The organism is Massilia sp. BKSP1R2A-1 (genome assembly GCF_050586525.1).
GTDB lineage: Bacteria > Pseudomonadota > Gammaproteobacteria > Burkholderiales > Burkholderiaceae_D > Telluria.
The window spans coordinates 552,582-575,380 of the sequence record NZ_JBOBRE010000001.1 but is presented as its reverse complement, the minus strand read 5'-3'; the positions used below and the strand labels follow the sequence as shown (position 1 = coordinate 575,380).

Sequence of the window (22,799 nt, the reverse complement as noted above, 5' to 3'; positions counted from 1 at the left end):
AACGCCGCATCGGCTATGTACGGCTGAGAGTGTCGGCGGCACGCGACAAGACTTGCTATGATTCATTTTTTTAGAGGAGACACGATGAGCCTGTCCATGTATTCCACCTCCGTGCCGGTATTCCGCCAGATGCTGGGCGCACTCGCCGACGTGCTGGAAAAAGCCGAAGCCCACGCCCAGGCCAGCAAGTACGATGCCGCCGCCCTGCTGCAGGCGCGCCTGTTCCCGGACATGTTCCCGCTAATTAAACAGGTGCAGATCGCCACCGATTTCGCCAAGGGCGCGAGCGCGCGCCTGGCAGGCATCGACGTGCCGCGCTACGAGGACAACGAGCAGACCTTCGCCGCACTCCAGCAGCGCATCAGCAAGACCCTCGGCTTCATCGAGTCGCTGCCGCAAGAAGCGTTCGCGGGCGCCGAGGGCCGCGCGATCACCCACGGCGCCGGCGAACGCGCCCGCCACTTCGACAGCGGCGAGCCCTACCTCACCGGCTTCGTGCTGCCGAATTTCTACTTCCACGTGACGACCGCGTACGCGATCCTGCGCCATAACGGCGTGCCGATCGGCAAGCGCGATTTCCTGGGGATCCAGTAAGCAGGGTGGGCCTGGGCGGCCCCGCGAGTCCACCGCCCACGCGTTCAAGCAGCTTGAAAATGGACGATGTGCGTCAACTCGCCATATCGCTGAACGCGCGGACGGCGAAGCCGTACACCCTACGCCCCCCGAGGCGTGGCGTCAGGTATTCCTGCGCGGGTAGCCCTGCGCCAGGATCCGCACCCACACCTTCTCTTTTTCCTCGGCGCTCATCGCCACCCAGTTCGCCACCTCGACATAGGTACGGCCGCAGCCGCGGCAGACTTCGTCGAAGGTGGTCGAGCAGACGGCGACACAGGGCGTGTCCGGGCGCTCCACCGGCGCGCCGGCCTGGTCAGCGTGCGGGGCCGACATCGAGCTTGTCCCAGCCGTCATGGCCGAGCTTTTCCATGGTGTCGATATTCTTCTCGAAGATCTGTTCCGCCTCCGGGAAGGCCTCGACCGCGCGGTCGATGCTGTCCTCGCGCAGCAGGTGCAGGATCGGATACGGCGCGCGGTTGGTGTAGTTAGCGATGTCGTTCGCGTCGGTATCGGCGAACTGGTACTCCGGGTGGAAGCTCGCCACCTGCAGTTCGCCGTCCAGCTGCATGTCCTCGACCGCCGCGTCGGCGACATCCAGGAACTCGTTGTAGTCCTCGAAATCCTGCAGCACGAAGGGGTGGATCAGCAAGGTCGTGTCGGTCTGCTCGGCCGGGGTGTCCGACAGGTGCTGCAGCTCGTCCATGAGCTGCTCGAGCAGGGCTTCCGGCGTCGTCGCGGAAGAGACGACATAGCGCACCTGCTCCTTCACGTAGACCGATTTGGCGAAGGGGCAGAGGTTCAGGCCGATCACGGCCTTCTCCAGCCAGCGGCGGGTCGCGGCGACGATGGCCTCGTCGTCGGCGTTCGGGTTTGCGGTGCGCATCATGAAACCTAAGGAAGCAAAAAGACAGGAGCCGGATTGTACGCACACTTTGCGTCTCCTCATAGATTTACAGCCAGCCGGGGCTAGTTTACGCATGAGACCGATCGATGGTCCGGCACGGTTTCGGCTCGCAAGTCTGCGCAATATCTTCAGCGATCGTGCAGCGATCTGAGATCATCTTGTGTTTTCATGATGTCAATTTACACAAATGAAGCCCAGCAAGAAATTTGTAACGTTGGGGACATATTTCTTGACTGACTCAAGCATGTCTACGTACACTGGGCCCCTTGACCAGTACGTTCGTTCCTGAACGCAACAACGGAAAGCGATGCACGACATGATCCGAAGCACCCTCGCGACTGCCGCGCTGGCCCTCCTGGCCACCTCCCCACTGGCGCATGCCATGGACAACCCGGCCTCCGTCGCCGCACCGATCGCCCGCTCCGCCCTGCCTCTGGCGGCGAACGCGATCAAGGTGGACGAGTACAAGGAAACCGATGTGTGGGGCCGCATCCGCAGCGGCTACGCTATTCCGGACGTCAACAACAATCTGGTCAGCCGTCATACCCAGGCCTACAGCGCCCGCCCCGACAGCCTGAAGCGCATCTCGGGCCGCGCCTCGCCCTACCTCTTCCACATCGTGCAGGAACTGGAAAAGCGCGGCATGCCGACCGAACTGGCCCTGCTGCCCGTGATCGAATCGGCCTTCAACCCGCAAGCCCTGTCCACCGCCAACGCGGCCGGCCTCTGGCAGTTCGTGCCGGGCACCGGCAAGGACTACGACCTCAAGCAGAACATGTTCAAGGACGAGCGCCGCGGCGTGCTGGCCTCGACCGATGCGGCCCTCTCCTACCTGCAGCGCCTGTACACGATGTTCGGCGACTGGCAGCTGGCCCTGGCGGCGTACAACTGGGGCGAAGGCAATATTCAGCGCATCATCAAGAAGAACCAGGCGCTCGGCAAGGGCACCGACTTCGAGAGCCTGGCCGAGCTGATGCCCGCGGAGACCCGCAACTACGTGCCGAAACTGCAGGCCGTCAAGAACATCGTCGCCAACCCGCAGCAGTACAACGTGATCCTGCCGGCAATCGACAACCAGCCCTACTTCACCGCGATCGACAAGACCAGCGATATCGACGTCGCCGTCGCCGCCCAGCTGGCCGAGATGCCGCTCGACGAATTCAAGGCCCTGAACCCGCAGTTCAAGAAGCCGGTCATCACCGGCGGCGAAAAGACCAAGATCCTGCTGCCGAAGGAAAACGCCGAGAAGTTCCACCTGAACCTGGCCCAGTGGGGCCGCGAACTGTCGACCTGGACCACCCACAAGATCACCGGCGCGCGCGTCTCGATCGCTTCCCTGGCCTCCAGGTTCGGCACCACCCCGGAAGTCATCCGCCAGGCCAACAACATCCCGGCCAAGTCGACCGTCAAGGCCGGCTCGACCATCCTGGTGCCGAAGGTTTCCGCCTCGAACGCCGGCGACATCGCCGAGAACATCATCGACAACGCGGTGGTGGCCTTCGAAGCCGAACGCAGCGCCAAGAAGGTCAAGGCCACAACCAGCGCGCGCTACAAGGCCAAGGCCGGCGCCGGCTCCAAGAACCGCATCGCGCGCAACACCTCCTCCAAGCGCAAGCAGCGTTGATCTTCTCGCAAGCCGGCCCGGTTTCTCCCTTATGTCCGGCTTAAGCGTCTTCCCGACGCGTCCGCACGCCCGTGCGGACGCGTGCAGACTTTTCTGAACTGATGTATGATGTCGTTTGTGCGCTGCAAAAGAGCGTCCAAGCAGACCGGACGCAGCAGTTCAACAGGTAGTACCGAGCAGTACAACAAGCAGCATCGCAAGCCTTGGCGACAATCGATCGCCCTTCATTAAAAAGCCCTCCCGCCCTGCGTGTCAGCATCAAGACACCGTCCCGGCGCAAAGCTTTTGTGCCGAAATTTCTTTCATTACTGAGTCATTTCGTAGTCGTTGGTTCGCGTTGCTATTCTGCGCCCGTCATGTGACGACGCGCGATCATGATTTATTCCGAAAGTAAAAGTACACATGAGTTTTGAAGCACTAGGTTTACACGCGTCGCTCGTCAAGGCAGTCGCCACCGCCGGCTACACCAAGCCGACCCCGGTGCAGGAGCAGGCCATCCCTGCCGGCATCGCCGGCCGCGACCTGCTGGTGTCGTCGCAGACTGGTTCGGGCAAGACCGCGGCATTCATGCTGCCGGCCCTGCACAAGCTGGCGAACATGGAACCGGCCGCGCCCAGCCGCACCCCGGCGCAGAGCGCCCAGTCGGCGCGCGCCCGTGGCGAACGCGTCCGCTTTACCCCGGCCCAGCCGAAGATGCTGGTCCTGACCCCGACCCGCGAACTGGCCCTGCAGGTCACCACCGCGACCGAACAATATACTTCCGACATGCGCCGCATCCGCGCCGTGTCGATCCTGGGCGGCATGCCCTATCCGAAGCAGATGCAGCTGCTGTCGAAGAATCCGGAAATCCTGGTGGCGACCCCGGGCCGCCTGATCGACCACATGGAGTCGGGCAAGATCGACTTCTCGCAGCTCGAAATCCTGGTGCTGGACGAAGCCGACCGCATGCTCGACATGGGCTTCATCGATGACATCGAGAAGATCGTCGAGGCCACCCCGTCCAGCCGCCAGACCATGCTGTTCTCGGCAACCCTGGACGGTGTGGTCGGCAACATGGCGCGCCGCATCACCAAGGATCCGCAGACGATCCAGATCATGAGCGCGGCCAACCGCCACGAGAACATCGTGCAGAAGGTGCACTTCGTCGACGACCTGTCGCACAAGAACCGCCTGCTCGACCACCTGCTGCGTGACGAGTCGATGGACCAGGCCGTGGTGTTCACCGCGACCAAGCGCGACGCCGACATGATCGCCGACCGCCTGAACATCGCCGGCTTCGCGGCCGCCGCCCTGCACGGCGACATGCACCAGGGCGCGCGCAACCGCACCCTGGACAGCATGCGCCGCGGCCAGGTGCGCGTGCTGGTGGCCACCGACGTCGCCGCGCGCGGCATCGACGTGCCCACCATCACCCACGTGGTGAACTACGACCTGCCGAAGTTCCCGGAGGACTACGTGCACCGTATCGGCCGTACCGGCCGCGCCGGCCGCAACGGTCTCGCGATCTCGCTGGTGAACCATGCCGAAGGCATGAACGTGCGCCGCATCGAGCGCTTCACCAAGCAGACCATTCCGGTCGACGTGGTCGAAGGCTTCGAGCCGAAGCGCGCCGCCCCGTCCCGCTCGGCCTCGCGTCCTGGCTGGAAGCCGGGCGACGGCCGCAATGCCGCCAAGCCTGGCCAGCGCAGCTTCGCCAAGCCATCCTACGGCGATCGCGCTCCGCGTGAAGGTGGCTATGCTCGCCCGCAAGGCGAGAGCCGTTACGCCGACCGTGGTCCGGATAGCCGGACCTCGCGCGAATCCAGCAGCTTCGGCGATCGTCCGCAACGCGAGGGCGGCTTCCGCCGCGAAGCTGGTTTTGGCGACCGTCCCCAGCGTGAAGGCGGCTACCGGCGCGACGCCGCACCGCAAGGCGCGCCGAGCGGCGCCCCGCGCGAAGGCGGCTACCGCGGCAATCGCCCGGACGGCGCCCGCCGTGAAGGCGGCTACAGCAAGCCGGCGCACCCGCGCTCGGCCGACAGTACCCGTCGCAGCTTCGGCGATTTCTGATCGCTGAGCGCTGAATGAAAAATGGCTGCCTCCTCCGGCAGCCATTTTTGTTTGCGCTGTCATTGTCGGCGATCGATGCCCAGGCAGTCCTCGGCGTCATCTCGTCCCTCCGTGGCTTTACGGAAAACGATCTCTCGACCCGGCATATAATGGTGGTCCACGTTTTCCCAGGCTCCAAGAGTGCGCAGGCGCATCCTCATCATCAGCCCCGCCGGTGCGCGGGACAATAACGGCAACTGGCAGACCGCGAGCCGCTGGTCGCGCTTCCTGCGCGCGCAGCATCAGGTCGAGGTCGCACGCGACTGGTCCGGGCAAGACCCGGCGCCCGATCTGCTGATCGCCCTGCACGCGCGCCGCTCGGCCGCCGCACTGGCTGCCTTCACGGCGCGTCATCCGGATCGCCCTTGCGTGCTGGTGCTGACCGGGACCGACCTGTATCGCGACATCGCGATCGACGCGCACGCCCAGGCCTCCCTGCACCACGCCCGCGCCCTCGTGCTGCTGCAACCGGCCGGCCTGGCCCGGCTGCCCGAACCCATGCATGCCAAGGCGCATGTGATCTACCAGTCCGCGCCCAGCCTGCGCCCGCACGCGCCCAGCCCGAACGCACGCCATCGCGACATCTGCATGGTCGGCCACCTGCGCGAGGAAAAAGACCCGCTGACCTTCATTCGCGCCGCAAGCCTGGTGACGGCGCCCGGCGCACGCCTGCTGCACATCGGCGGCGCGCTCGACCCGGCCCTGGGCGAGGCGGCGCAACAGGCCGCAAGCCCGCGCTACCACTGGCTCGGCGCCCTGCCCCACGCCGCCGCGCGCCAGCGCCTGAAGCGCTGCCATGCGATGGCGATCACCTCGACAATGGAGGGCGGCGCCAACGTCATCATCGAGGCGGTGACCAGCGGCGTACCGGTGCTCGCATCCGACGTCGGCGGCAACCGCGGCATGCTGGGGGAGGATTACGCCGGCTACTTCGCGGCGGGCGACACTGCCGCGCTGGCGCGCCTGATCGACCGCAGCATCATGGATCCGGATTTCGACGCCCTGCTGCGCCGCCAGTGCGCCGCCCGCGCGCTTCTCTTCGCCCCCGCCGTGGAGCGAGCGGCCATATGCAAGTTGGTGGATAATCTCCTCCTTGCCGCGCCCGGCGCGCCCAACCAACACGGAAAACCACGATGAGCACGACTGAACAACCCATCAAACTGACCTCCTTCTCGCACGGCGGCGGCTGCGGCTGCAAGATCGCACCCGGCGTGCTGGCCGAGATCCTGGGCAAGTCGACCGGCTTCCCGGTGCCGAAGGAACTCATGGTCGGCATCGAGACCGCCGACGACGCCGCCGTCTACAAGCTCAACGACGAGCAGGCCCTGATCGCCACCACCGACTTCTTCATGCCGATCGTCGACGATCCCTTCGACTTCGGCCGCATCGCCGCGACCAATGCGATCTCGGACGTGTACGCGATGGGCGGCACGCCGATCATGGCGCTGGCCCTGGTCGGCATGCCGGTGAATAAACTGCCGCTGGAGACCATCGGCCAGATCATCCGCGGCGGCGAGTCGGTCTGCGCCGAGGCGGGCATCCCGATCGCCGGCGGCCACACCATCGACTCGGTCGAGCCGATCTACGGCCTGGTGGTGATGGGCCTGGTGCATCCGTCCAAGGTCAAGCGCAACGCGGACGCCAAGGCGGGCGACGTGCTCGTGCTGGGCAAACCGCTGGGCGTGGGCGTGCTGTCGGCGGCGCTGAAGAAGGATGCGCTCGGTCCCGAGGGCTATGCGGCGATGATCGCCAACACCACCAAGCTGAACAAGCCGGGCCGCCTGCTGGCCGACATGCCGGGCGTGCACGCGCTGACCGACGTCACCGGCTTTGGCCTGCTCGGCCACCTGCTGGAACTGGCGCGCGGTGCGAAAATCTCGGCGCGGCTCGACATGGACAAGGTGCCGCTGCTGCCCGGCGTGCTGCAACTGGCGCAGGACGGCTTCTTCACCGGCGCATCAGGCCGCAACTGGGATGCCTACGGCAAGGACGTGGAACTGGATGAATCCATCACGCCCGCCCAGCGCGCCCTGCTGACCGACCCGCAGACCTCCGGCGGCCTGCTGGTCTCCTGCGATCCGGCCAGCGTCGACGAGGTGCTGGCCCTGTTCGCGCGCGAAGGCTTCGGCGATGCCGCCGTCATCGGCCGCATGGAGCAAGGCGCGCCGCGCGTCAGCGTGGTCTGACCATCTCTTCGAAGCGGTCCGCCAGTGCTTCGGCCTGGCGGGCCGCATCGAAACCGGCATGGCGCCGCGCGAAGGCGCCTGCCGCGTCACGGTAGCCCGGCGCCTGCAGGAGATCGCGCACGAAGCCATCCCACTCCTGCGGCCCTGCCATCGCATTGATCCCCGCCCCAATCTGCGCCACGCGGCGCGCCATCAGGTAGCTCTCGGCCGATACCGGCAGCATCAACAGCGGCCGTCCCGCCAGCAGGGCCTGCGCCGTGGTCGCCTCGCCGGCATGGCAGGCCACCAGCTCGCACGCGGCCAGGGCCGCGTGCATGGAGACCGGCGCCGGCGCGAAGCGCAGCAGCGGATTCTGGATCGGCGCCGGCGCGCCGCTCGCGACCTCCGGCATATAGCACAGCACCCGGCAGCCCTGGCGCAGCAGCGCCGCCAGGGCCTCGCGCGAACCCGCCTGCGAAGCGCGCAGGTAGGCGAACACGCGGGGACCGCTGCCCTCGGGCCACGCCACGTCGCCGTCCAAAGGCGGCGCGAGGTTGGGGCCGAGCCAGGGCCCGCCATCCTCGCGGCCGTAGTGATCCAGCTCCGGCCAGGTGCACAGCAGCGCCTCATCGCCGCGCAGCAGTTCGCAGGCATGCGCCAATGGCGGCGCGCCGTGCATCGCCAGCACCCGGTTGGCGCTTTCCAGCACGCGCGCCTCGGTCGTGCGCAGGCGCGACGCGGACGGCGGCTCGGCTTCACCCGGCCACAGGGGCGGCAGCGGCCGCGCGGCTGGCGGCAGCTGGAAGCCCGTGCCCACCGCGGCGCTCCTCACGCCCAGGCTGCGGGCGGCAAGCAGCGCGGTGGGCGCATAGTCGGCGATCACGAGGTCGGGCCGGCCCTGCCGGAACAGCCCGCGCCAGCCCTCGCACAAGCCGGCCAGCGCATCGGCGTCGAGGTAGCCGACCGCGAGCAGGATCTCGGCCAAGCTGGCCTGGACCTGGGGCAGCCCGGCGGTGCGATGCAGCCAGACCGGCGCCTGCAGCATGTCACTGCCGCACACTTGCAGCAGACGCCGCGGCTGCACCAGGTCGCGCAGGACGAAGCTGACGCGGTGGCCGCGCGCCCGCAGGGGCAGCGCAATCGACTTCAGGCGTGCGGCGTGACCGAGCCCGGCGCCGAGTTCCCAGCAAAGGTAGAAATGAGCCATGCCCGGCAGTGTAGCCGAAGCCCGGCGCCACCCCAATCGGCAAGGCTTCGCCCCTCCCACTTCCTTCGGTGTATGGGACGCCGGCTAGGGGCGGAAGCGCGTGCGTTCCACGGAATCATGCAGGGCCGGCGCACACTTCCTTGGGTGTCAGGTCTGACATTTAGACACGAACTCTGCTGTTATGAGCAAGTACAGTTGAGGCCGTGTCCGAATGTCAGACCTGACACCGAGGTGTATGGGATGCCGGCTAGGGGCGGAAGCGCGTGCGTTCCACGGAATCACGCAGGACCGGCGCGCGTACCGGCGCGGGTGTGCGCAGCGACAGCGCCACCGCGGCGAGCGCGAACAGCAGGACCAGGAACACGGCCAGCGCGATGGCGACCGGCAGGGGCAGGAAGAAGGCGAGCGTCTGGCTCATGGCATCTCCTCGGATGGAAGGTTTGCGCCCACTGTCAATCTGGCGCAAGTCGCTACTCTGCCACTGCTAGATCTAGGGAAATTGACCAAGCGCAATGCTCAGGTTGGCGGCCCGGTTCGCATGGGCGCCGGGGCCTCGTTTCCCTGGCCCTGCCCCACCCGTTCGTATTCGGCGATCACCTGGGCGCCGAGCAGCAGCAAGGTGGCGGCGATCTCGAGGCTGAACATGACGACGATGGCGGTGGTCATCGAGCCGTACACGACGTTCACCTGCGACAGGGTCGAGAAGTACCAGACCAGCACATGGCGCGCCATCTCCCACAGCAGCGCCGCCGTCACGCCGCCGATCGTGGCGTGCCACAGCGAGAGCCGGCCGACCGGCATCACGAGATAGATCGAGGTCAGCACCAGGATTTCGCCAAGCAGGCCGAGGAGGTAGAGCAGCACGCCCGAGACGCCGTTCAGCGACCACTGGTAGCCGAACAGCCAGACGCTCTCTTCTCCCATCACCTCCAGCGTGCCCGCCACCAGGGTCACGATCATGACGCCGAAGCCCAGCGCCAGGATGTAGCAGTATGGGAGCACGGCCGACACCAGGAAGTGGCGGCGCCGGATCTCGACGCGGTGCTTGAAGATCACGCTCATCGCGTTCTCCAGCACGGTGAAGGCGAAGGAGCTGAAGAACAGCATGGTCACGCCCAGCACCCAGGTGATCAGCTCGCGGTTCTCGAGGAAGTGGGCGACCTCGGCGACGATGGGGCGCGACTGGCCCGGCACCAGCAGGCCCAGGTAGCGTTCCAGGGTTTCGAGCAGTTCGGCCTGGTCGAGGAAGTGCGACAGCGCCACCACCACCAGCATCAGGAAGGGCACGATCGAGAGCAGCGCGTAGTAGGCCACGGCGCCGGCCAGCAGCAGGCCCTGGTTGGCCCGGAAGCCTTTCACGACCCGCAGCAGGAAGGCCAGCGGGTGCGAAAGGATCCAGACGTTGGCGCGCTGGTCCAGCATACGTTCGCGCCAGCTGCGGCGCCGGTTCATCGCGCCAGCCTGATCCCGGTGAACTGCCAGCGCGCCCCGGCCGGGAAGAAGTTGCGGTAGCTGGCGCGCGCATGGCCCTCGGGCGTGGCGCAGGAGGAGCCGCGCAGCACGTACTGGTTGACCATGAACTTGCCGTTGTACTCGCCGATCGCCCCGGCGGCCGGCGCATAGCCGGGATACGGCGCATAGCTGCTGCTGGTCCACTGCCAGCAGGCGCCGAACATCTGCTGCAGGCCCTCGCCGCTGGCCGCTTCCGGGTGCAGGGCGCCGCCCGTGAGGAGCGACTGGCGCGCGGCGAATTCCCATTCCGCTTCCGTCGGCAGGCGCGCGCCGCGCCAGCGTGCGTAGGCGTCGGCCTCGTACAGCGAGATGTGGGTCACGGGCCGGGCCGGGTCGAGCGCCTGCTGCCCGTGCAGGGTGAATTCCTGCCAGCCTTCGCCACCTCCATCGACCCAGTACAGGGGATGCAAAATCTCGCCCGCGCAGACCTTGTCCCAGCCCTCGGCCAGCCACAGCGATGGGTCGCGGTAGCCGCCGGCCTGGATGAAGTCGCGGTACTCGCCGTTGGTGACGAGGCGCGAGGCCAGCGCGAAGGGCGCGACATAGGTGCGGTGGCGCGGCAGCTCGTTGTCGAAGCAGAAGCCGCGGCCGCCGTAACCGATCTCGGCCAGCCCGCCGTCGAACCCGATCCAGTCGACCGGGCCGGGCGGCGCACCGATCGCCATCGGCTGCGGCGCGTAGGCCGGATACAGCGGATTCTGCGCCAGCAGGTGCTTGAGGTCGGTGAGCATCAGCTCCTGGTGCTGCTGCTCGTGCTGCAGGCCCAGTTCGACCAGTACTGCGACACCGGCGCCCCTGGGACTGGAGAGCAGCTGCGCCATGCGGCGGTCGACGTCGTCACGATAGGCCCGCACCTCGTCCAGCGACGGCCGCGTGAGCAGGCCGCGCTGCGGACGCGGGTGCTTGGCGCCGACGCCGTTGTAATAAGAGTTGAACAGCACCCGGAAGGCCGGGTGGAAGGGAGCGAAGCCCTCCTCGTTCGGTTCCAGGATGAAGGTCTCGAAGAACCAGGTCGTGTGCGCCAGGTGCCACTTGACGGGGCTGGCGTCCGGCATCGACTGCGCCAGGCAATCCTCTGGCGACAGGGGATCCGCGATCTCGAGCGAACGCGTGCGTACTCGTTGATACGCGTGGATCAGGTCTTCGCGCTGCCCGATGCCCATCCTAGCACCCTGCCCCGGCGATTGCCTGTGCGTGGATCACTGCAAACCAGCGCTGCGGATCGGTCCATACGCGCGTCGCCTCGAAGCCGGAACGCTCCAGCAGCGCGATCGCGTCGGCCTGCTGGTACTTGTAGCTGTTCTCGGTGTGGATGCAGTCGCCCGCTTCGAACGTGCGGCCGCCGCCATTCCAGTGAACCTCTTGCCGGCGCACCGCTTCCAGGTGCATCTCGACCCGGCCGCGCGCGGGATTGTAGAAGCCGTGGTGGCGCCATGCCCGGATGTCGAAGTCGGCATCGATCAGGTGGTTCACGTGGCGCAGCACGTTGAGGTTGAAGGCGCCGGTCACGCCGAGCGCGTCGTCGTAGGCGGCATCGAGCGTGGCCTTGTCCTTGGCCAGGTCGATGCCGATCAGCACGCCGCCGTCCGGTCCGCACTGGCCGCGCAGGCGACGCAGGAAACCTTCGGCTTCTTCAGGGGTGAAGTTGCCGATCGACGAGCCTGGATAGAAGAACAGGCGGCGTTCGGCGCGGACCTGTGGCGGCAGCTCGAAGCGGTTCGAAAAGTCCATGCCCAGCCCTTCCATCGCGATGTTCGGGAAACGCTGGCGCAGGCGCACCAGGGCGTCGCACAGGAACTCGCTGGAAATGTCGACCGCCACGTACTGGGCCGGCTGGAGCAGCGGAAACAGCGAAGCGGCCTTGGCGCAGTTGCCGGCGCCGAGGTCGACCAGCGTACTGCCCGGTCCGGCCACCCGTGCGATCTCGGCCCCGTGGCGTGCGAAGATGGCGGCCTCGGTGCGGGTCGGGTAGTACTCGGGCAGCTCGCAAATCGCTTCGAAGAGCTTGGAACCGAGCGCATCGTAGAGGAACTTTGGCGAGATCCAGGCCTCGCGGGCTTCCAGGCCCGCGTGCAGCTCGTCCGCCACATGGGCGTTCGCGGCGCGCGGGGCTTCTTCCGTGCAGGAGATGTGCATAAGCGTTATCATTCGTGCCGCCACACCGCACCATGCGCCATGGCATAAGGTTAGTCGAAAAACGAAGTTGCAGTTTTTGCCATCATAGCGGATTCGCCGTTTCATCGTTTTCGCTGCCGTGCGCGCGTGACGACCACGGTTCATCCAATTTCCAGTTTTCAATAAGAAAGCATTAACAATGACCTCCTTCTCGCCTTCGCGTGTCCTGAAATCCCTGTTTGCCGCCACCGCCACGGCCGGCCTGATGTTCGCCGCCGGCGGCGCCCATGCCCAGAACACTCCGGGCGTGCTGCGTGTTTCCGCCATCCCCGACGAAGCGCCGACCGAGCTGCAGCGCAAGTTCAAGCCGCTGGGCGACTACCTGGCCAAGGCCACCGGCCTGAAGGTCGAGTTCACCCCGGTCACCGACTACGCGGCTTCGGTCGAAGGCCTCATCAACCGCAAGATCGACATGGTCTGGTTCGGCGGCTTCACCTTCGTACAGGCGAACGTGCGCAGCAAGGGCCAGGTCACGCCGCTGGTGCAGCGCGCCGAAGACGAAAAATTCCGCTCGGTGTTCGTGACCACCAATCCGGCCATCAACAAACTGGAAGACCTGAAAGGCAAAACCCTGTCCTTCGGTTCGGAATCGTCGACCTCGGGCCACCTGATGCCGCGCTCCTTCCTGCTGGGCGCGAAGATCAACCCGGACACCGACCTCAAGCGCATCGCCTTCTCGGGCGCGCACGACGCCACCGTCGCGGCAGTTGCGGGCGGCAAGGTCGATGCCGGCGCGCTGAACATCTCGGTGTGGGAAAAGCTGGTCGAAGCCAAGAAGGTCGACCCGAAGGCCGTGCGCGTGTTCTACACCACCCCGGGCTACTACGACTACAACTGGACCGTGCGCAGCGACATGAACCCGGCCCTGCAGAAGAAGATTACCGACGCCTTCCTGGCCCTGGACGATTCGACGCCTGAAGGCAAGCAGATCCTCGACCTGCAGCGCGCCAGCAAGTTCATCCCGACCAAAACGGCGAACTATTCGGCGATCGAAGCCGCCGCGCGCAACGCGGGCCTGCTGAAGTAATACCGTAGCGTTAGCGATGACCTTCCATCTCGAGAACCTCACGGTCCGCCACCTGGCAGCCAGGCGCGATGTCGCGCCTGCCCTGCATGGACTCGACCTGGTCGTCGCTCCCGGCGAGCAGCTGGCCCTGATCGGCCCTTCGGGCGCCGGCAAGACCACCCTGCTCGCCACCCTCGCCTGCGCCCACCGCCCGGATACGGGGACCTTCACCGTCTTCGGGCAGGAACCGTGGGACCTGTCGCAGGCCGCGCGCCACCGCCTGCGCGCACGCCTCTTCCTGGCACCCCAGACCCCGCCGCTGCCGCCGCGCCAGCGCGTGGTCACCAGCGTGCTGGCGGCGCGCCTGCCGCACATGAGCCTGTGGCAGGCCTTCGCTTCGCTGGTCAAGCCGGGCGACCCCGACGCCGCCCACGCAGCCCTGTCGCGCTTCGGCCTGGGCGACAAACTGTATGCGCGGGTCGACCGCCTCTCGGGCGGCGAGCGCCAGCGCTGCGGCCTGGCCCGCCTGCTGCTCTCGAGCGCCGATGCCTTCCTGGTCGACGAGCCGATTTCCGCCCTCGATCCGGCCCTGGCCCAGCACACCTTGACGACCTTGCAGCAGGAAGCCGCGAGCCGCAATGCCTCGTTCGTCTGCAGCCTGCACCAGGTCGAGATGGCGCGCGCCCACTTCCCGCGCCTGGTCGGCCTGCGCGCGGGACGCATCGTGTTCGACGCGCCGCGCGAACAGGTCACGGACGCCATGATCGCCGCGCTCTACGACAACGAGAGCGTCCAGCCGCATCCCGCACAGCCGAACGAATCGCCCGACCGGATCGCGGTCGGCGCCTGCTTCTGATGCCGGCTGTGCAGCATCCTGATCCGGCCTGGCGCGGCCGGGTGACCGCGACCATCGTCTGCCTGCTCCTGCTGTGGCCGATGCTCGCCGCCAGCGAGTTCAAACCCTGGCTGCTGTTCGATCCGCAAAGCCTGGCGGCAGCGGGCATGTTCTTGAGCGACTTCCTGCGTCCCGCGCACGACGCCGAATTCCTGGCCATGGTCCTGCGCGACACCTGGCAAACCGTGGCCATCGCCACGGCCGGCCTGACGCTCGCCCTGCTGGGCGCCATTCCCGCCACCCTCGTCATCACCGAACGCCTGTCGCTGTCGATGCGCGGCACGGGCCGCATGCGCCCCGTCGCGCGCCTGGTCCGCCAGCTGCTGCGCTGGGTGCTGGTGCTGCTGCGCAGCGTGCCGGAACTCGTGTGGGCCCTGCTGTTCGTGCGCATCGTCGGCCTGGGCCCGACCGCCGGCGTGCTGGCCATCGCCCTTGCCTACAGCGGCATGTTGGCCAAGGTGTATGCCGAGATCCTCGAATCCGGCGACGCCCATGCCCTCGACAGCCTGCTGGCCAACGGCAGCGGGCGGCTGCCGGCGCTGCTGTATGGCGCCCTGCCCGAATCCAGCGCCGAACTGGTGTCCTATACCGTCTACCGCTGGGAGTGCGCGATCCGCGGTTCGGCCGTGATGGGCTTCGTCGGCGCGGGGGGACTCGGCCAGCGCATGGACGAGAGCACCAAGATGATGGCGGGCGGCGAAGTCTCGACCATGCTGATCGTCTTCGTGCTGCTGGTCGCCCTGGCCGACCTGGTGTCGAAACTGCTGCGCCGGAGGCTCGGATGAAGCCGAACATGCCGCCTCCGCCTCCGCGCTCGATCGGCACGCCGCTGCTGCTGCTCGCCCTCCTGGCTCTCGTCGTCGCCAGCTTCGCTTCCCTCCCCCTGCAGTGGGCTGCCTTCTTCACGCCGCAAGCGCTCACCTCGGCGGGCGAATTCCTCGCCGGCTTCTCGCCGCCGGAGACGGCGCCGGCGTTCATGACGAAGACCCTGGTCGCGCTGTGGGAGACGCTCGCGATGTCCCTGGTCGGCACCCTGCTGGCCGTGATCGGCGGCCTGCTGCTCGCCCTGCCGGCCAGCGGCCGCCTGGGCGCGCTCCTGCGTGCGCCGGTGCGGGTGCTGCTCAACGTGCTGCGCTCGATCCCGGAACTGGTGTGGGCCGCCCTGCTGCTGGTAGCGGCCGGCCTCGGGCCGTTTGCCGGCACCCTGGCCCTGGCCGCGCACACGAGCGGCGTGCTGGGGCGCCTGTTCGCCGACGCGCTGGAGAACACCGAGCCGCAGCCGGAGGCTGCGCTGCGCAACAACGGCGCCGCGCCGCTCGCCGCCTTCCTGTATGCGACCCTGCCGCAGGCGCTGCCGCAGATGCTGTCGTATAGCCTCTACCGCTGGGAGAACAATATCCGCGCCGCCGCGGTGCTGGGCGTGGTCGGCGCCGGCGGCCTGGGACAGATGCTCAAGTACCACCTGTCGCTGTTCCAGATGCAGAGCGCGGCGACCGTGGTCATCGCGATGCTGCTGCTGGTGGCGGCCGTGGATGGCGCCAGCTTCGCGCTGCGGCGCGCGCTGACGCGCTGAGCTCGGGGATAATTGCTGCCATGCTCGTCCTCGACCAACTCACCAAATCCTATGGCGGCCGCACCGTGCTGGCCCAGCTGTCGCATGCCTTCAAGGCCGGCGAGTTCGTCGCCATCATGGGCGAATCGGGCGTCGGCAAGTCGACCCTGCTGAACCTGATCGCGGGCCTGGACACGCCCGACAGCGGCCAGGTGATCGTCGACGGCACGCCGATGGCGGCGCTCGACGACGATGCCGCCACCCTGCTGCGCCGCAGCCGCATGGGCTTCATTTTCCAGGCCTTCCACGTGTTGCCCCACCTGACCTTGCGCCAGAACGTCGCCCTGCCGCTGCTGCTGAACCGCCAGGACAGCGGGCGCGCCGACGAGATGCTGGCGGCCGTCGGCCTGGGCGGACGCGGCGGCGATTTCCCGCGCCAGCTCTCGGGCGGAGAACTGCAGCGCGTGGCGATCGCGCGCGCCCTGGTGCACCGCCCTGCCCTGCTGCTGGCCGACGAACCGACCGGCAACCTCGACCCCGAGACCGCCGAGGGCATCCTCCTTCTGCTGCGCCAGGAAACCCGCGAGAGCGGCGCCGGCGCCATCATGGTCACCCACTCCCACGCCGCGGCCGCCATGGCCGACAAGGTGCTGCTCCTGACTCGTTCCGGATTGAAATTAGCGTAAATTCCGCGAAGAAAGACGCAAATGGAAACAATTTTGCGTTCGAATCGTGAATCGTGCGAGACGCAGCCGTAGTAATATCACAACGACCCGCCACCGATCCGTTAGCACAAGAAAGAGGCTGGGCTCTTCCAGAACAGTCGATCTGTCCCGAACCCATGTTTTCATATTGGAGAACCAACATGAGCGTACGACAGAAAAAACAGGAAATGCTCGCCGCTATGCACCGTGCACGCGCCCTCGAACCGTCCAGCTTCGTGCCCAACAAACTGCTCGACACCCTGATCGAGCGCATGCAACTGAAGAACGACGCGGAGCTGTGCCGCGTCCTCGAAGTGCAGCCGCCGATCATCAGCAAGATCCGCCACCGCAAGCTCAATGTGGGCGCGACGATACTCCTGCGCATGCACGAGAAATCGAATATCCCGATCCGGGAGCTGAAGGAACTGACCAGCGCGTCGATCCACTAGGTCTGGTTTTTGTAGGGTGGCCGGCTTCGCCGACCACCCTACCAAGGCATTGCTAAGCAGCGGGCGGACGGCCGGTCTTGAGCTGGGGGAGCGCGGCCAGCACGGCCTTGAGGGTGGCGATGTCGACCTGGCCCAGCAGGGCCACACCGATGCGCAGCAGTTCGCTCTTCTTGACGTCGATGCCGGCGCGCAGGCAGGCGCCCTTGACCTCGGCAAGCACCGCATACTCCTGTTCGGGCATGGTGAAGCTGTCGCGCACCAGCACCGGGCGCGTGGCGTCGCGCGCTGCGGGCGCCGTGGCGGCGGACTGCGCAACCTTGCGCGTGCGCTTCGCCGCAGGCGCGGCAAGTGAGCCGGCGGCCGCCTTCACGGCAGTTTTTACGGACGTCCGGGGCTTTGCTGCGGGCTTTGCTGCGGATTTGACTGCTGCTTTCGCAGCCGGTTTGGCCTTGACCGCCGCCTTCGCGCGCACGGCCTTGGCTGCCGCCGGGATGGCGGCCGACTTCCTGGGCATTACTGACTCCATTGTTCAACAAGCTAAACAATATAGTCGATTTGGCCCCGCAGTGCCAAGGCGTACGATTGATCGCGCGCAGACAATTCCCTCGATCAGGCGCCTGATCCGCCCTCGCCTTCTTCCGTGTCGCGGTACTCCTGCGCGATGCGCGCGAACTCCTCCTCGATCGCGAAGAAGGCGTCCAGCACGTCCGGGTCGAAGTGCGTGCCGCGCCCCTGGCGCATGATTTCCAGCGACTGCGCGTGGCTGAAAGGCGGCTTGTAGACGCGGCGCGAGATCAGCGCATCGTAGACGTCGGCCACCGCCATCAGGCGCGCCGAGACCGGGATCTCTTCGCCGCTCAGGCTTTCCGGATAGCCGCTGCCGTCCCATTTCTCCTGGTGCGAGTAGGAGATCTCGCGCGCGAACATCAGGAAGCTGTTGGAGCCGCCCAGGTGCTTCTCGGCCAGCATGATGGTGTCGCGTCCATAGGCCGCATGCAGCTTCATGATCTCGAACTCTTCCGGATCGAGCTTGCCGCGCTTTTGCAGGATGTGGTCGGGCAGTCCCACCTTGCCGATGTCGCACAGGGGCGCCGACTTGTACAGCAGGTCGATGTTCTCGTCGCTGAGGCAGGCGGCGAAGCGCGGGTGGGTGCGCAACTTGAGGGCCAGCGCGCGCATGTAGTGCTGGGTGCGGCGCAGGTGGTTGCCCCCGTTGTTCTCGTGAACCTTGCCATCGCGCGTCTCGACCATCGAGGCCATCGCCAGGATCAGCGCTTCCTGCATCAGGAGCAGCTGGGCGGTGCGCTGCTGCACGATGCGCTCGAGGTTCTGGTTGTGCTCCTGCAGCAGCTTTCGCGCGGAGCGCAGGGTCAGGTGGGTGTTCACGCGCGCGAACAGGATCGGCGGGCTGATCGGCTTGCCCAGGTAATCGACCGCACCGACCGACAGGCCCATGGCCTCGTCCTCGATCTGGTTCTTCGCAGTGAGGAAGATCACCGGAATGTCGCTGGTCGCCGGATTGGCCTTCAACTGGCGGCAGGTCTCGTAGCCGTCCATGCCCGGCATCATGACGTCGAGCAGGATCAGGTCGAGGTCGGGCGTGGCGCTTGCCACCTGCAGGGCCGTGGTGCCGTTGTTGGCCACCTTGGTGTGGTACTTGTCCTTCAGGAGGCGCGACAGCAGCATGATGTTGTCGGGCGTGTCGTCGACGATCAGGATGGTCGGCTTGTCGGGTTTCGGCTGCGAGGCTGCGTTCATATGTGTTCCGCAATGGATGGCGCGCCGCCGCCGGCCTGGGACAGCACGAGGCGCGCTTCTTCGAATTCGTATCGCGACAGGTGGGCCTCGAGGCGCGCCAATGCGCCGGGGCCGAGCAGGCGCCCGAGGGGCCCGCGCACCGTGTCGAAAAAGTCGGTGGCTTCGCCGGAGAACTCGGCGAGCATGGCTTCCAGCTGGGCCACGGCCTTGGCCGCGTCCAGCGCCGAAGTGCCCGAAGGCGGCGCGATCGCCTCCTTCGGCGCGACCTTGGCGAAATAGGTGTCGAGGGCGTCCATCAAGCCGTCCAGGCTGCCGCGCAGGGCGGTGCAGCTGGACGCCAGGCGCGCCAGGTCCGGATTCGCGCGGCCGGCTTCTTCCTCGATCTCCTGGGCCAGGGCCTGCAGCTCGCGCGCGCCGACGTTGCCGGCCACGCCGCGCAGCGCGTGGGCGCGCACCGCCACCTCAACCAGGCGCGCGCCATCGAGATCGCTCTGGATGCTGCAGCCGGCGTCGCGCTGCGAGCCGCGGAAGCGGTCGAGCAGCTCCACATAGAGGCGTCCGTTGCCGCCCACGTTGCGCAAGCCGAAGCTGGCGTCGATGCCGGTCACGCTGGACAGCTGCAGTTCGGCCGCGGTGGTCGGTCCGGTCTCGGGTGAGGCCAGCGCGGTACGCGTGGGCAGCGCCTTGCCGAGCCAGCGCGACAGGGTCGCATAGAGCTTCTCCGGTTCGACCGGCTTGGTGATGTAGTCCTGCATGCCCTCGGACAGGCAGCGCTCGCGGATCTCGGACAGCGCGTGCGCCGTCATGGCGATGATGGGCAGCTCGTCGAAACGCGCATCCTTGCGCAGTTCCACCGTGGCGGCGTGGCCGTCGAGCTGGGGCATCTCGAGGTCCATCAGCACCAGGCGGTAGCCGTCCGGACCGGCCTCCATCAGCTTGTCGAGGGCCTGCTGGCCGTTCGAGGCGACGTCGACGTCGATGCCCTGCGATTCGAGCAGCTCGCGCGCGATCTGCTGGTTGACCAGGTTGTCCTCGACCAGCAGCACGCGCGCCGCATGCTGCGAGGGGCGCACCACGCCGGCGCCAAAAGCATCGCGCGGGGCCGCGGCGAACAGGCCGGCGAGCGTATTGGAGAGCGAAGAACCGACGAAAGGCTTGAACAGGAAGCCGTTCACGCCCGCCTCCTCGGCGCGGGCCTGCACGTCGTCGCGCCCGAAGGGCGTGACCAGCACGGTGAGCGGCGGGCGGCACAGGTCGGTGTTCTCGCGGATGCGGCGCACCAGGTCGATGCCGTCCATGCGCGGCATGGTGCAGTCGGTCAGCACCAGCCGGTAAGGCGCGCCCGCGGCATCGGCCGCGTAGATCGCGCCTTCGGCGTGGCGCGCGTCGGAGGCGCACTCGACCCGCAGCGGCAACGCCGCCAGCGCTTCGCGCAGCACGGCGCGCGCCAGCACGCTGTCGTCGACCACCAGCACCCGGGCGCCCTTCAGTTCCGGCGGCACCACCAGGGTCGATTCGGGCTGGCCGGACAGGGCGAAGTCGAGGTCGAAGTGGAAGGTCGAGCCGGCGCCCGGTTCGCTGTCGACCGCGATGCGCCCGCCCATCAGGCCCACCAGCTGCTGCGAGATCGACAGGCCGAGGCCGGTGCCGCCGTACTCGCGGGTGGTCGAGCCGTTGGCCTGGCTGAAGGCGCGGAACAGCTTGGCCTGCTGCTCCTCGTTGATGCCGATGCCGGTGTCGCTCACCGCGAAGCGCAGGCGCACGTGGCCGGGTTCCGCGCCGCGCAGCGGGATGCACGAGAGCTGCAGCTCGCCGCTGGGCGTGAACTTCACCGCGTTGTTGACCAGGTTGATCAGCACCTGGCCCAGGCGCAGCGGGTCGCCCACCAGCTGGCGCGGCACCGAGTGCGGCACGTGGAACAGGTATTCGAGGCGCTTGTCGGCGGCGCGCTGGCTGGTCACGCTGGCGACGTTGCACAGCACCTCGTCGAGGTCGAACGCCACCTGCTCGACTTCCAGCTTGCCGGCCTCGATCTTGGAAAAGTCGAGGATGTCGTTGATGATCCCCAGCAGGGACAGCGCGGCGCGGTGGATCTTGCCGACATAGTCCTGCTGCTTCGGATTGAGGTCGGTGCGCAGCGCAAGATAGGCCATGCCGATGATGGCGCTCATCGGGGTACGGATCTCGTGGCTCATATTGGCGAGGAACTCGGACTTGGCCACGTTCGCCGCTTCCGCGCGCAGGTTCGACTGGGTCAGTTCCTCGGTGCGGGCGGCGATCTTCTGCTCCAGGTCTTCGTTCAGCTCGCGCAGCTGCTGCTCGATACGGCTTTTCTCGCGCAGCAGGCCATTGGTCACCTGCTCGGCCTGGCGCAGGCGGTTCAGGGTGTCACGGAAGCTGCGCACCGCCGAGGACAGGCGCCCGACCTGGTCGCGCCGGCCGATGCCGGACAGGCGGATGTCGGTCTCGCCGCGCGCGAGCTTTTCCAGCGCATCCTGGATGTCGGCGAAGGGTTGCGACATGCGCCGCCCCACCACGAAGACGCAGCCGACGATGGCGAGCGTGAGCAGGATGTTGGCGGTGGCCGTGTGCACGATCTGGCGCCGCAGGTCCTGGTCGATCTGGGCGCGCGAGAAGGCCAGCTCGATCGCGCCCACCGAATAGGCGCGGGTGCCGTCGTTGTAGCTGATGCGGCGCCGCACCCGGACCGCCGGCTCGCCGTCATGTTCGCCGGTATTGCCGAGCGCGGCCAGCAGGGTGCCGTCCGGCGCCAGCACCTGCAGGGTCTGGACTTCCGGGGTGGCGCCGAGCGCATCGACCACCGAGGAGACGGCGGCGCTGTTGATGTCGAACAGCGGGCGCGCCAGCGCGTGCGACAGCACGTTGGCCTGGCGCTCGACACGCTCCTGCAGGCGCGCGTCGGCCTCCATGCGCAGGGTGTGCAGGGTATAGGTGGTGTAGACGCCGGTGGACAGGGCGACGGCCAGCACGATGCCGGCGCCGAGCCGGAACACGATATTCTGGCGCCAGTTCTCGACCAGGCGGCGCGGCAGCAGGCGTACGCGCGAATGGCGGCGGCTAATGGCTGCCTCCGCCCTTGGCCTGCGCGGTGACGCCGGTATCGACCAGCTTGCGGCGCGCGGCCGCCGCGTAGTCGCGCTCGCGCTGGCGGTAGCCGGGGCTGGTGCGCACCTGCTCGATCGCGTCCCACACGCGCGCGGCCAGCTGGGGATTGCGCGTGACCCAGGCATTCGACAGCACGAGGTAGTAGGGTTTTTCGACCAGCGGCACCGGCAACACCTCGAGCCTGTTGCCGAGCGGTCCGCGCAGCATGCGGATGGCGTCGCCTCCGCCCATGGCGGCGCCGGCCAGGCGTCCGGCGATCAGCTTCTCCGCCAGCTCGTCGGGGCGCTGGCTGCCCTCGTCCAGGGCCACGCCCTGCAGGCGCAGGAAGTCGCCCACCGAGTAGCCCAGCTGGAAGCCGATCCGGCCATCGACGTGGCGGAAGCTCTTGCCGTCCCACTCGAGCTGGCTGCCGCGGCGGCGCACCAGCACATAGGTGTCGGTATGCATGCGCTTGGCCGGGTCGGCCTGCGGGTCGGCGACAGCCGCCCCCGTACTCGGCGCAACGCCGGGATAGGCGCCCAGGCCGATGCGGTCGCGGGTGAAGCTGACGGCGAACGCCCCGTCGACCTGGTTCGAACGCAGCTGCTCGAGGCAGCGCTTCCAGGGCATGCTCTGGTAGTCGAAGGTGATGCCGGTGCGCCGCGCGACCTCGTTGAGGAGCTCGAAATTCAGCCCGCCGCCATCCAGGGTGCGCCAGGGCCGCACGTCCTGGCGCTCGAAGCACAGGGTGATGCTGTCCTGTTTGGCGGCCTGGGCCGTAGCCGACACCAGGAGGCAGGCGGACAGCACGAGACTGGGTGAGCGGCGCATGTAGTTCTGGAAAGAAAGCATGGTTGATTGAACAACACAAGTATGCCACCAGACGTTTCCAAAAAACAGCAAAATCAGGGGCTTGGCGCAGAAACGACACGTCATGTGACTTCGTGCTGCTGCACTTTCGGGCTAACCCTTCTTGTTGCCCTAATGGAAAGATCACCGTACACTGAGCCGTGTTGAGCGTTCACTATCGAAGTGAAAAA

At 67.2% G+C, this 22,799-nt stretch carries 22 protein-coding genes; 11 read left to right on the top strand and 11 right to left on the bottom strand.

Annotation, left to right across the window (positions count from 1 at the left end):
* The first annotated feature begins 84 nt into the window (after positions 1–84).
* Complete coding sequence (locus ACQ7JA_RS02605; RefSeq protein ID WP_430894343.1) at positions 85–594, top strand: DUF1993 domain-containing protein; 510 nt, start codon at positions 85–87, stop codon at positions 592–594.
* A 141-nt stretch (positions 595–735) separates the two neighbouring features.
* Here the strand turns inward: ACQ7JA_RS02605 and ACQ7JA_RS02600 are convergent, their stop codons facing one another.
* Both ACQ7JA_RS02600 and ACQ7JA_RS02595 read right to left on the bottom strand, forming a co-directional pair.
* On the bottom strand, positions 736–948 hold the full coding sequence (locus tag ACQ7JA_RS02600; protein WP_430894342.1) for a DUF1289 domain-containing protein: 213 nt from the start codon (positions 946–948) through the stop codon (positions 736–738).
* The gene (locus tag ACQ7JA_RS02595; RefSeq protein ID WP_430894519.1) at positions 929–1,498 is read right to left on the bottom strand and encodes a DUF1415 domain-containing protein; all 570 of its coding nucleotides are present in this window, start codon (positions 1,496–1,498) and stop codon (positions 929–931) included. Before ACQ7JA_RS02595 ends, ACQ7JA_RS02600 begins: the two co-directional genes overlap by 20 nt.
* 328 nt (positions 1,499–1,826) lie before the next feature.
* Between ACQ7JA_RS02595 and ACQ7JA_RS02590 the strand changes: the two genes are divergently transcribed.
* The 4 genes from ACQ7JA_RS02590 to selD all read left to right on the top strand — a co-directional run bounded on the left by ACQ7JA_RS02590 (position 1,827) and on the right by selD (position 7,417).
* Entirely contained in the window at positions 1,827–3,143 is a 1,317-nt protein-coding gene (locus tag ACQ7JA_RS02590; RefSeq protein ID WP_430894341.1) for a transglycosylase SLT domain-containing protein, read from the top strand.
* Positions 3,144–3,545: 402 nt separating this feature from the next.
* A complete protein-coding gene (locus ACQ7JA_RS02585; protein ID WP_430894340.1) occupies positions 3,546–5,192 on the top strand; it encodes a DEAD/DEAH box helicase in 1,647 nt (548 codons plus the stop codon).
* Positions 5,193–5,372: 180 nt separating this feature from the next.
* Positions 5,373–6,368 (top strand): selenoneine biosynthesis selenosugar synthase SenB, encoded by a 996-nt coding sequence (senB, locus tag ACQ7JA_RS02580; protein WP_430894339.1) that lies wholly within the window; start codon positions 5,373–5,375, stop codon positions 6,366–6,368.
* Positions 6,365–7,417, top strand: coding sequence for a selenide, water dikinase SelD (gene selD, locus ACQ7JA_RS02575; protein WP_430894338.1), 1,053 nt, complete (start codon positions 6,365–6,367; stop codon positions 7,415–7,417). Before senB ends, selD begins: the two co-directional genes overlap by 4 nt.
* Here selD and ACQ7JA_RS02570 read toward each other — a convergent pair.
* The 5 genes from ACQ7JA_RS02570 to egtD form a co-directional block, all read right to left on the bottom strand.
* Positions 7,404–8,603: a glycosyltransferase gene (locus tag ACQ7JA_RS02570; protein ID WP_430894337.1), complete on the bottom strand. Its 1,200-nt coding sequence runs from the start codon at positions 8,601–8,603 to the stop codon at positions 7,404–7,406. The two genes, selD and ACQ7JA_RS02570, sit on opposite strands and share 14 nt — an antisense overlap.
* 247 nt (positions 8,604–8,850) lie before the next feature.
* A complete protein-coding gene (locus ACQ7JA_RS02565; RefSeq protein ID WP_430894336.1) occupies positions 8,851–9,021 on the bottom strand; it encodes a hypothetical protein in 171 nt (56 codons plus the stop codon).
* A gap of 98 nt (positions 9,022–9,119) precedes the next feature.
* On the bottom strand, positions 9,120–10,055 hold the full coding sequence (locus ACQ7JA_RS02560; RefSeq protein ID WP_430894335.1) for a YihY/virulence factor BrkB family protein: 936 nt from the start codon (positions 10,053–10,055) through the stop codon (positions 9,120–9,122).
* Complete coding sequence (gene egtB, locus ACQ7JA_RS02555) at positions 10,052–11,278, bottom strand: ergothioneine biosynthesis protein EgtB (protein ID WP_430894334.1); 1,227 nt, start codon at positions 11,276–11,278, stop codon at positions 10,052–10,054. Before egtB ends, ACQ7JA_RS02560 begins: the two co-directional genes overlap by 4 nt.
* Position 11,279: 1 nt before the next feature.
* Positions 11,280–12,251, bottom strand: a complete 972-nt coding sequence (egtD, locus tag ACQ7JA_RS02550; RefSeq protein WP_430894333.1) for an L-histidine N(alpha)-methyltransferase — start codon at positions 12,249–12,251, stop codon at positions 11,280–11,282.
* Between the two features lie 178 nt (positions 12,252–12,429).
* Here egtD and ACQ7JA_RS02545 point away from each other — a divergent pair, with 178 nt between their 5' ends.
* From ACQ7JA_RS02545 to ACQ7JA_RS02520, 6 genes are all read left to right on the top strand, one after another.
* Positions 12,430–13,317, top strand: coding sequence for a putative selenate ABC transporter substrate-binding protein (locus ACQ7JA_RS02545; protein WP_430894332.1), 888 nt, complete (start codon positions 12,430–12,432; stop codon positions 13,315–13,317).
* 16 nt (positions 13,318–13,333) lie between these two features.
* Positions 13,334–14,152, top strand: a complete 819-nt coding sequence (locus ACQ7JA_RS02540) for a phosphonate ABC transporter ATP-binding protein (protein ID WP_430894331.1) — start codon at positions 13,334–13,336, stop codon at positions 14,150–14,152.
* The gene (locus ACQ7JA_RS02535) at positions 14,152–14,976 is read left to right on the top strand and encodes a PhnE/PtxC family ABC transporter permease (RefSeq protein WP_430894330.1); all 825 of its coding nucleotides are present in this window, start codon (positions 14,152–14,154) and stop codon (positions 14,974–14,976) included. The genes ACQ7JA_RS02540 and ACQ7JA_RS02535 overlap by 1 nt, the downstream gene beginning before the upstream one ends.
* Positions 14,973–15,764: a phosphonate ABC transporter, permease protein PhnE gene (phnE, locus tag ACQ7JA_RS02530; protein WP_430894329.1), complete on the top strand. Its 792-nt coding sequence runs from the start codon at positions 14,973–14,975 to the stop codon at positions 15,762–15,764. The genes ACQ7JA_RS02535 and phnE overlap by 4 nt, the downstream gene beginning before the upstream one ends.
* A 20-nt stretch (positions 15,765–15,784) precedes the next feature.
* Positions 15,785–16,429 carry an ABC transporter ATP-binding protein gene (locus ACQ7JA_RS02525; protein WP_430894328.1) on the top strand — a complete coding sequence of 215 codons (645 nt, stop codon included), beginning with the start codon at positions 15,785–15,787 and terminating at the stop codon, positions 16,427–16,429.
* 179 nt (positions 16,430–16,608) lie between these two features.
* A complete protein-coding gene (locus ACQ7JA_RS02520) occupies positions 16,609–16,896 on the top strand; it encodes a hypothetical protein (RefSeq protein WP_036211798.1) in 288 nt (95 codons plus the stop codon).
* A 52-nt stretch (positions 16,897–16,948) separates the two neighbouring features.
* On the opposite strand, the gene ACQ7JA_RS02515 is transcribed toward ACQ7JA_RS02520, so the two are convergent.
* The 4 genes from ACQ7JA_RS02515 to ACQ7JA_RS02500 all read right to left on the bottom strand — a co-directional run bounded on the left by ACQ7JA_RS02515 (position 16,949) and on the right by ACQ7JA_RS02500 (position 22,590).
* Positions 16,949–17,410 (bottom strand): hypothetical protein, encoded by a 462-nt coding sequence (locus ACQ7JA_RS02515; protein WP_430894327.1) that lies wholly within the window; start codon positions 17,408–17,410, stop codon positions 16,949–16,951.
* A 95-nt stretch (positions 17,411–17,505) separates the two neighbouring features.
* On the bottom strand, positions 17,506–18,654 hold the full coding sequence (locus ACQ7JA_RS02510) for a response regulator (RefSeq protein WP_430894326.1): 1,149 nt from the start codon (positions 18,652–18,654) through the stop codon (positions 17,506–17,508).
* Positions 18,651–21,668, bottom strand: a complete 3,018-nt coding sequence (locus ACQ7JA_RS02505; RefSeq protein WP_430894325.1) for a response regulator — start codon at positions 21,666–21,668, stop codon at positions 18,651–18,653. The genes ACQ7JA_RS02510 and ACQ7JA_RS02505 overlap by 4 nt, the downstream gene beginning before the upstream one ends.
* Before the next feature lie 64 nt (positions 21,669–21,732).
* Positions 21,733–22,590, bottom strand: a complete 858-nt coding sequence (locus ACQ7JA_RS02500; RefSeq protein ID WP_430894324.1) for a substrate-binding periplasmic protein — start codon at positions 22,588–22,590, stop codon at positions 21,733–21,735.
* Between the last annotated feature and the right edge of the window lie 209 nt (positions 22,591–22,799).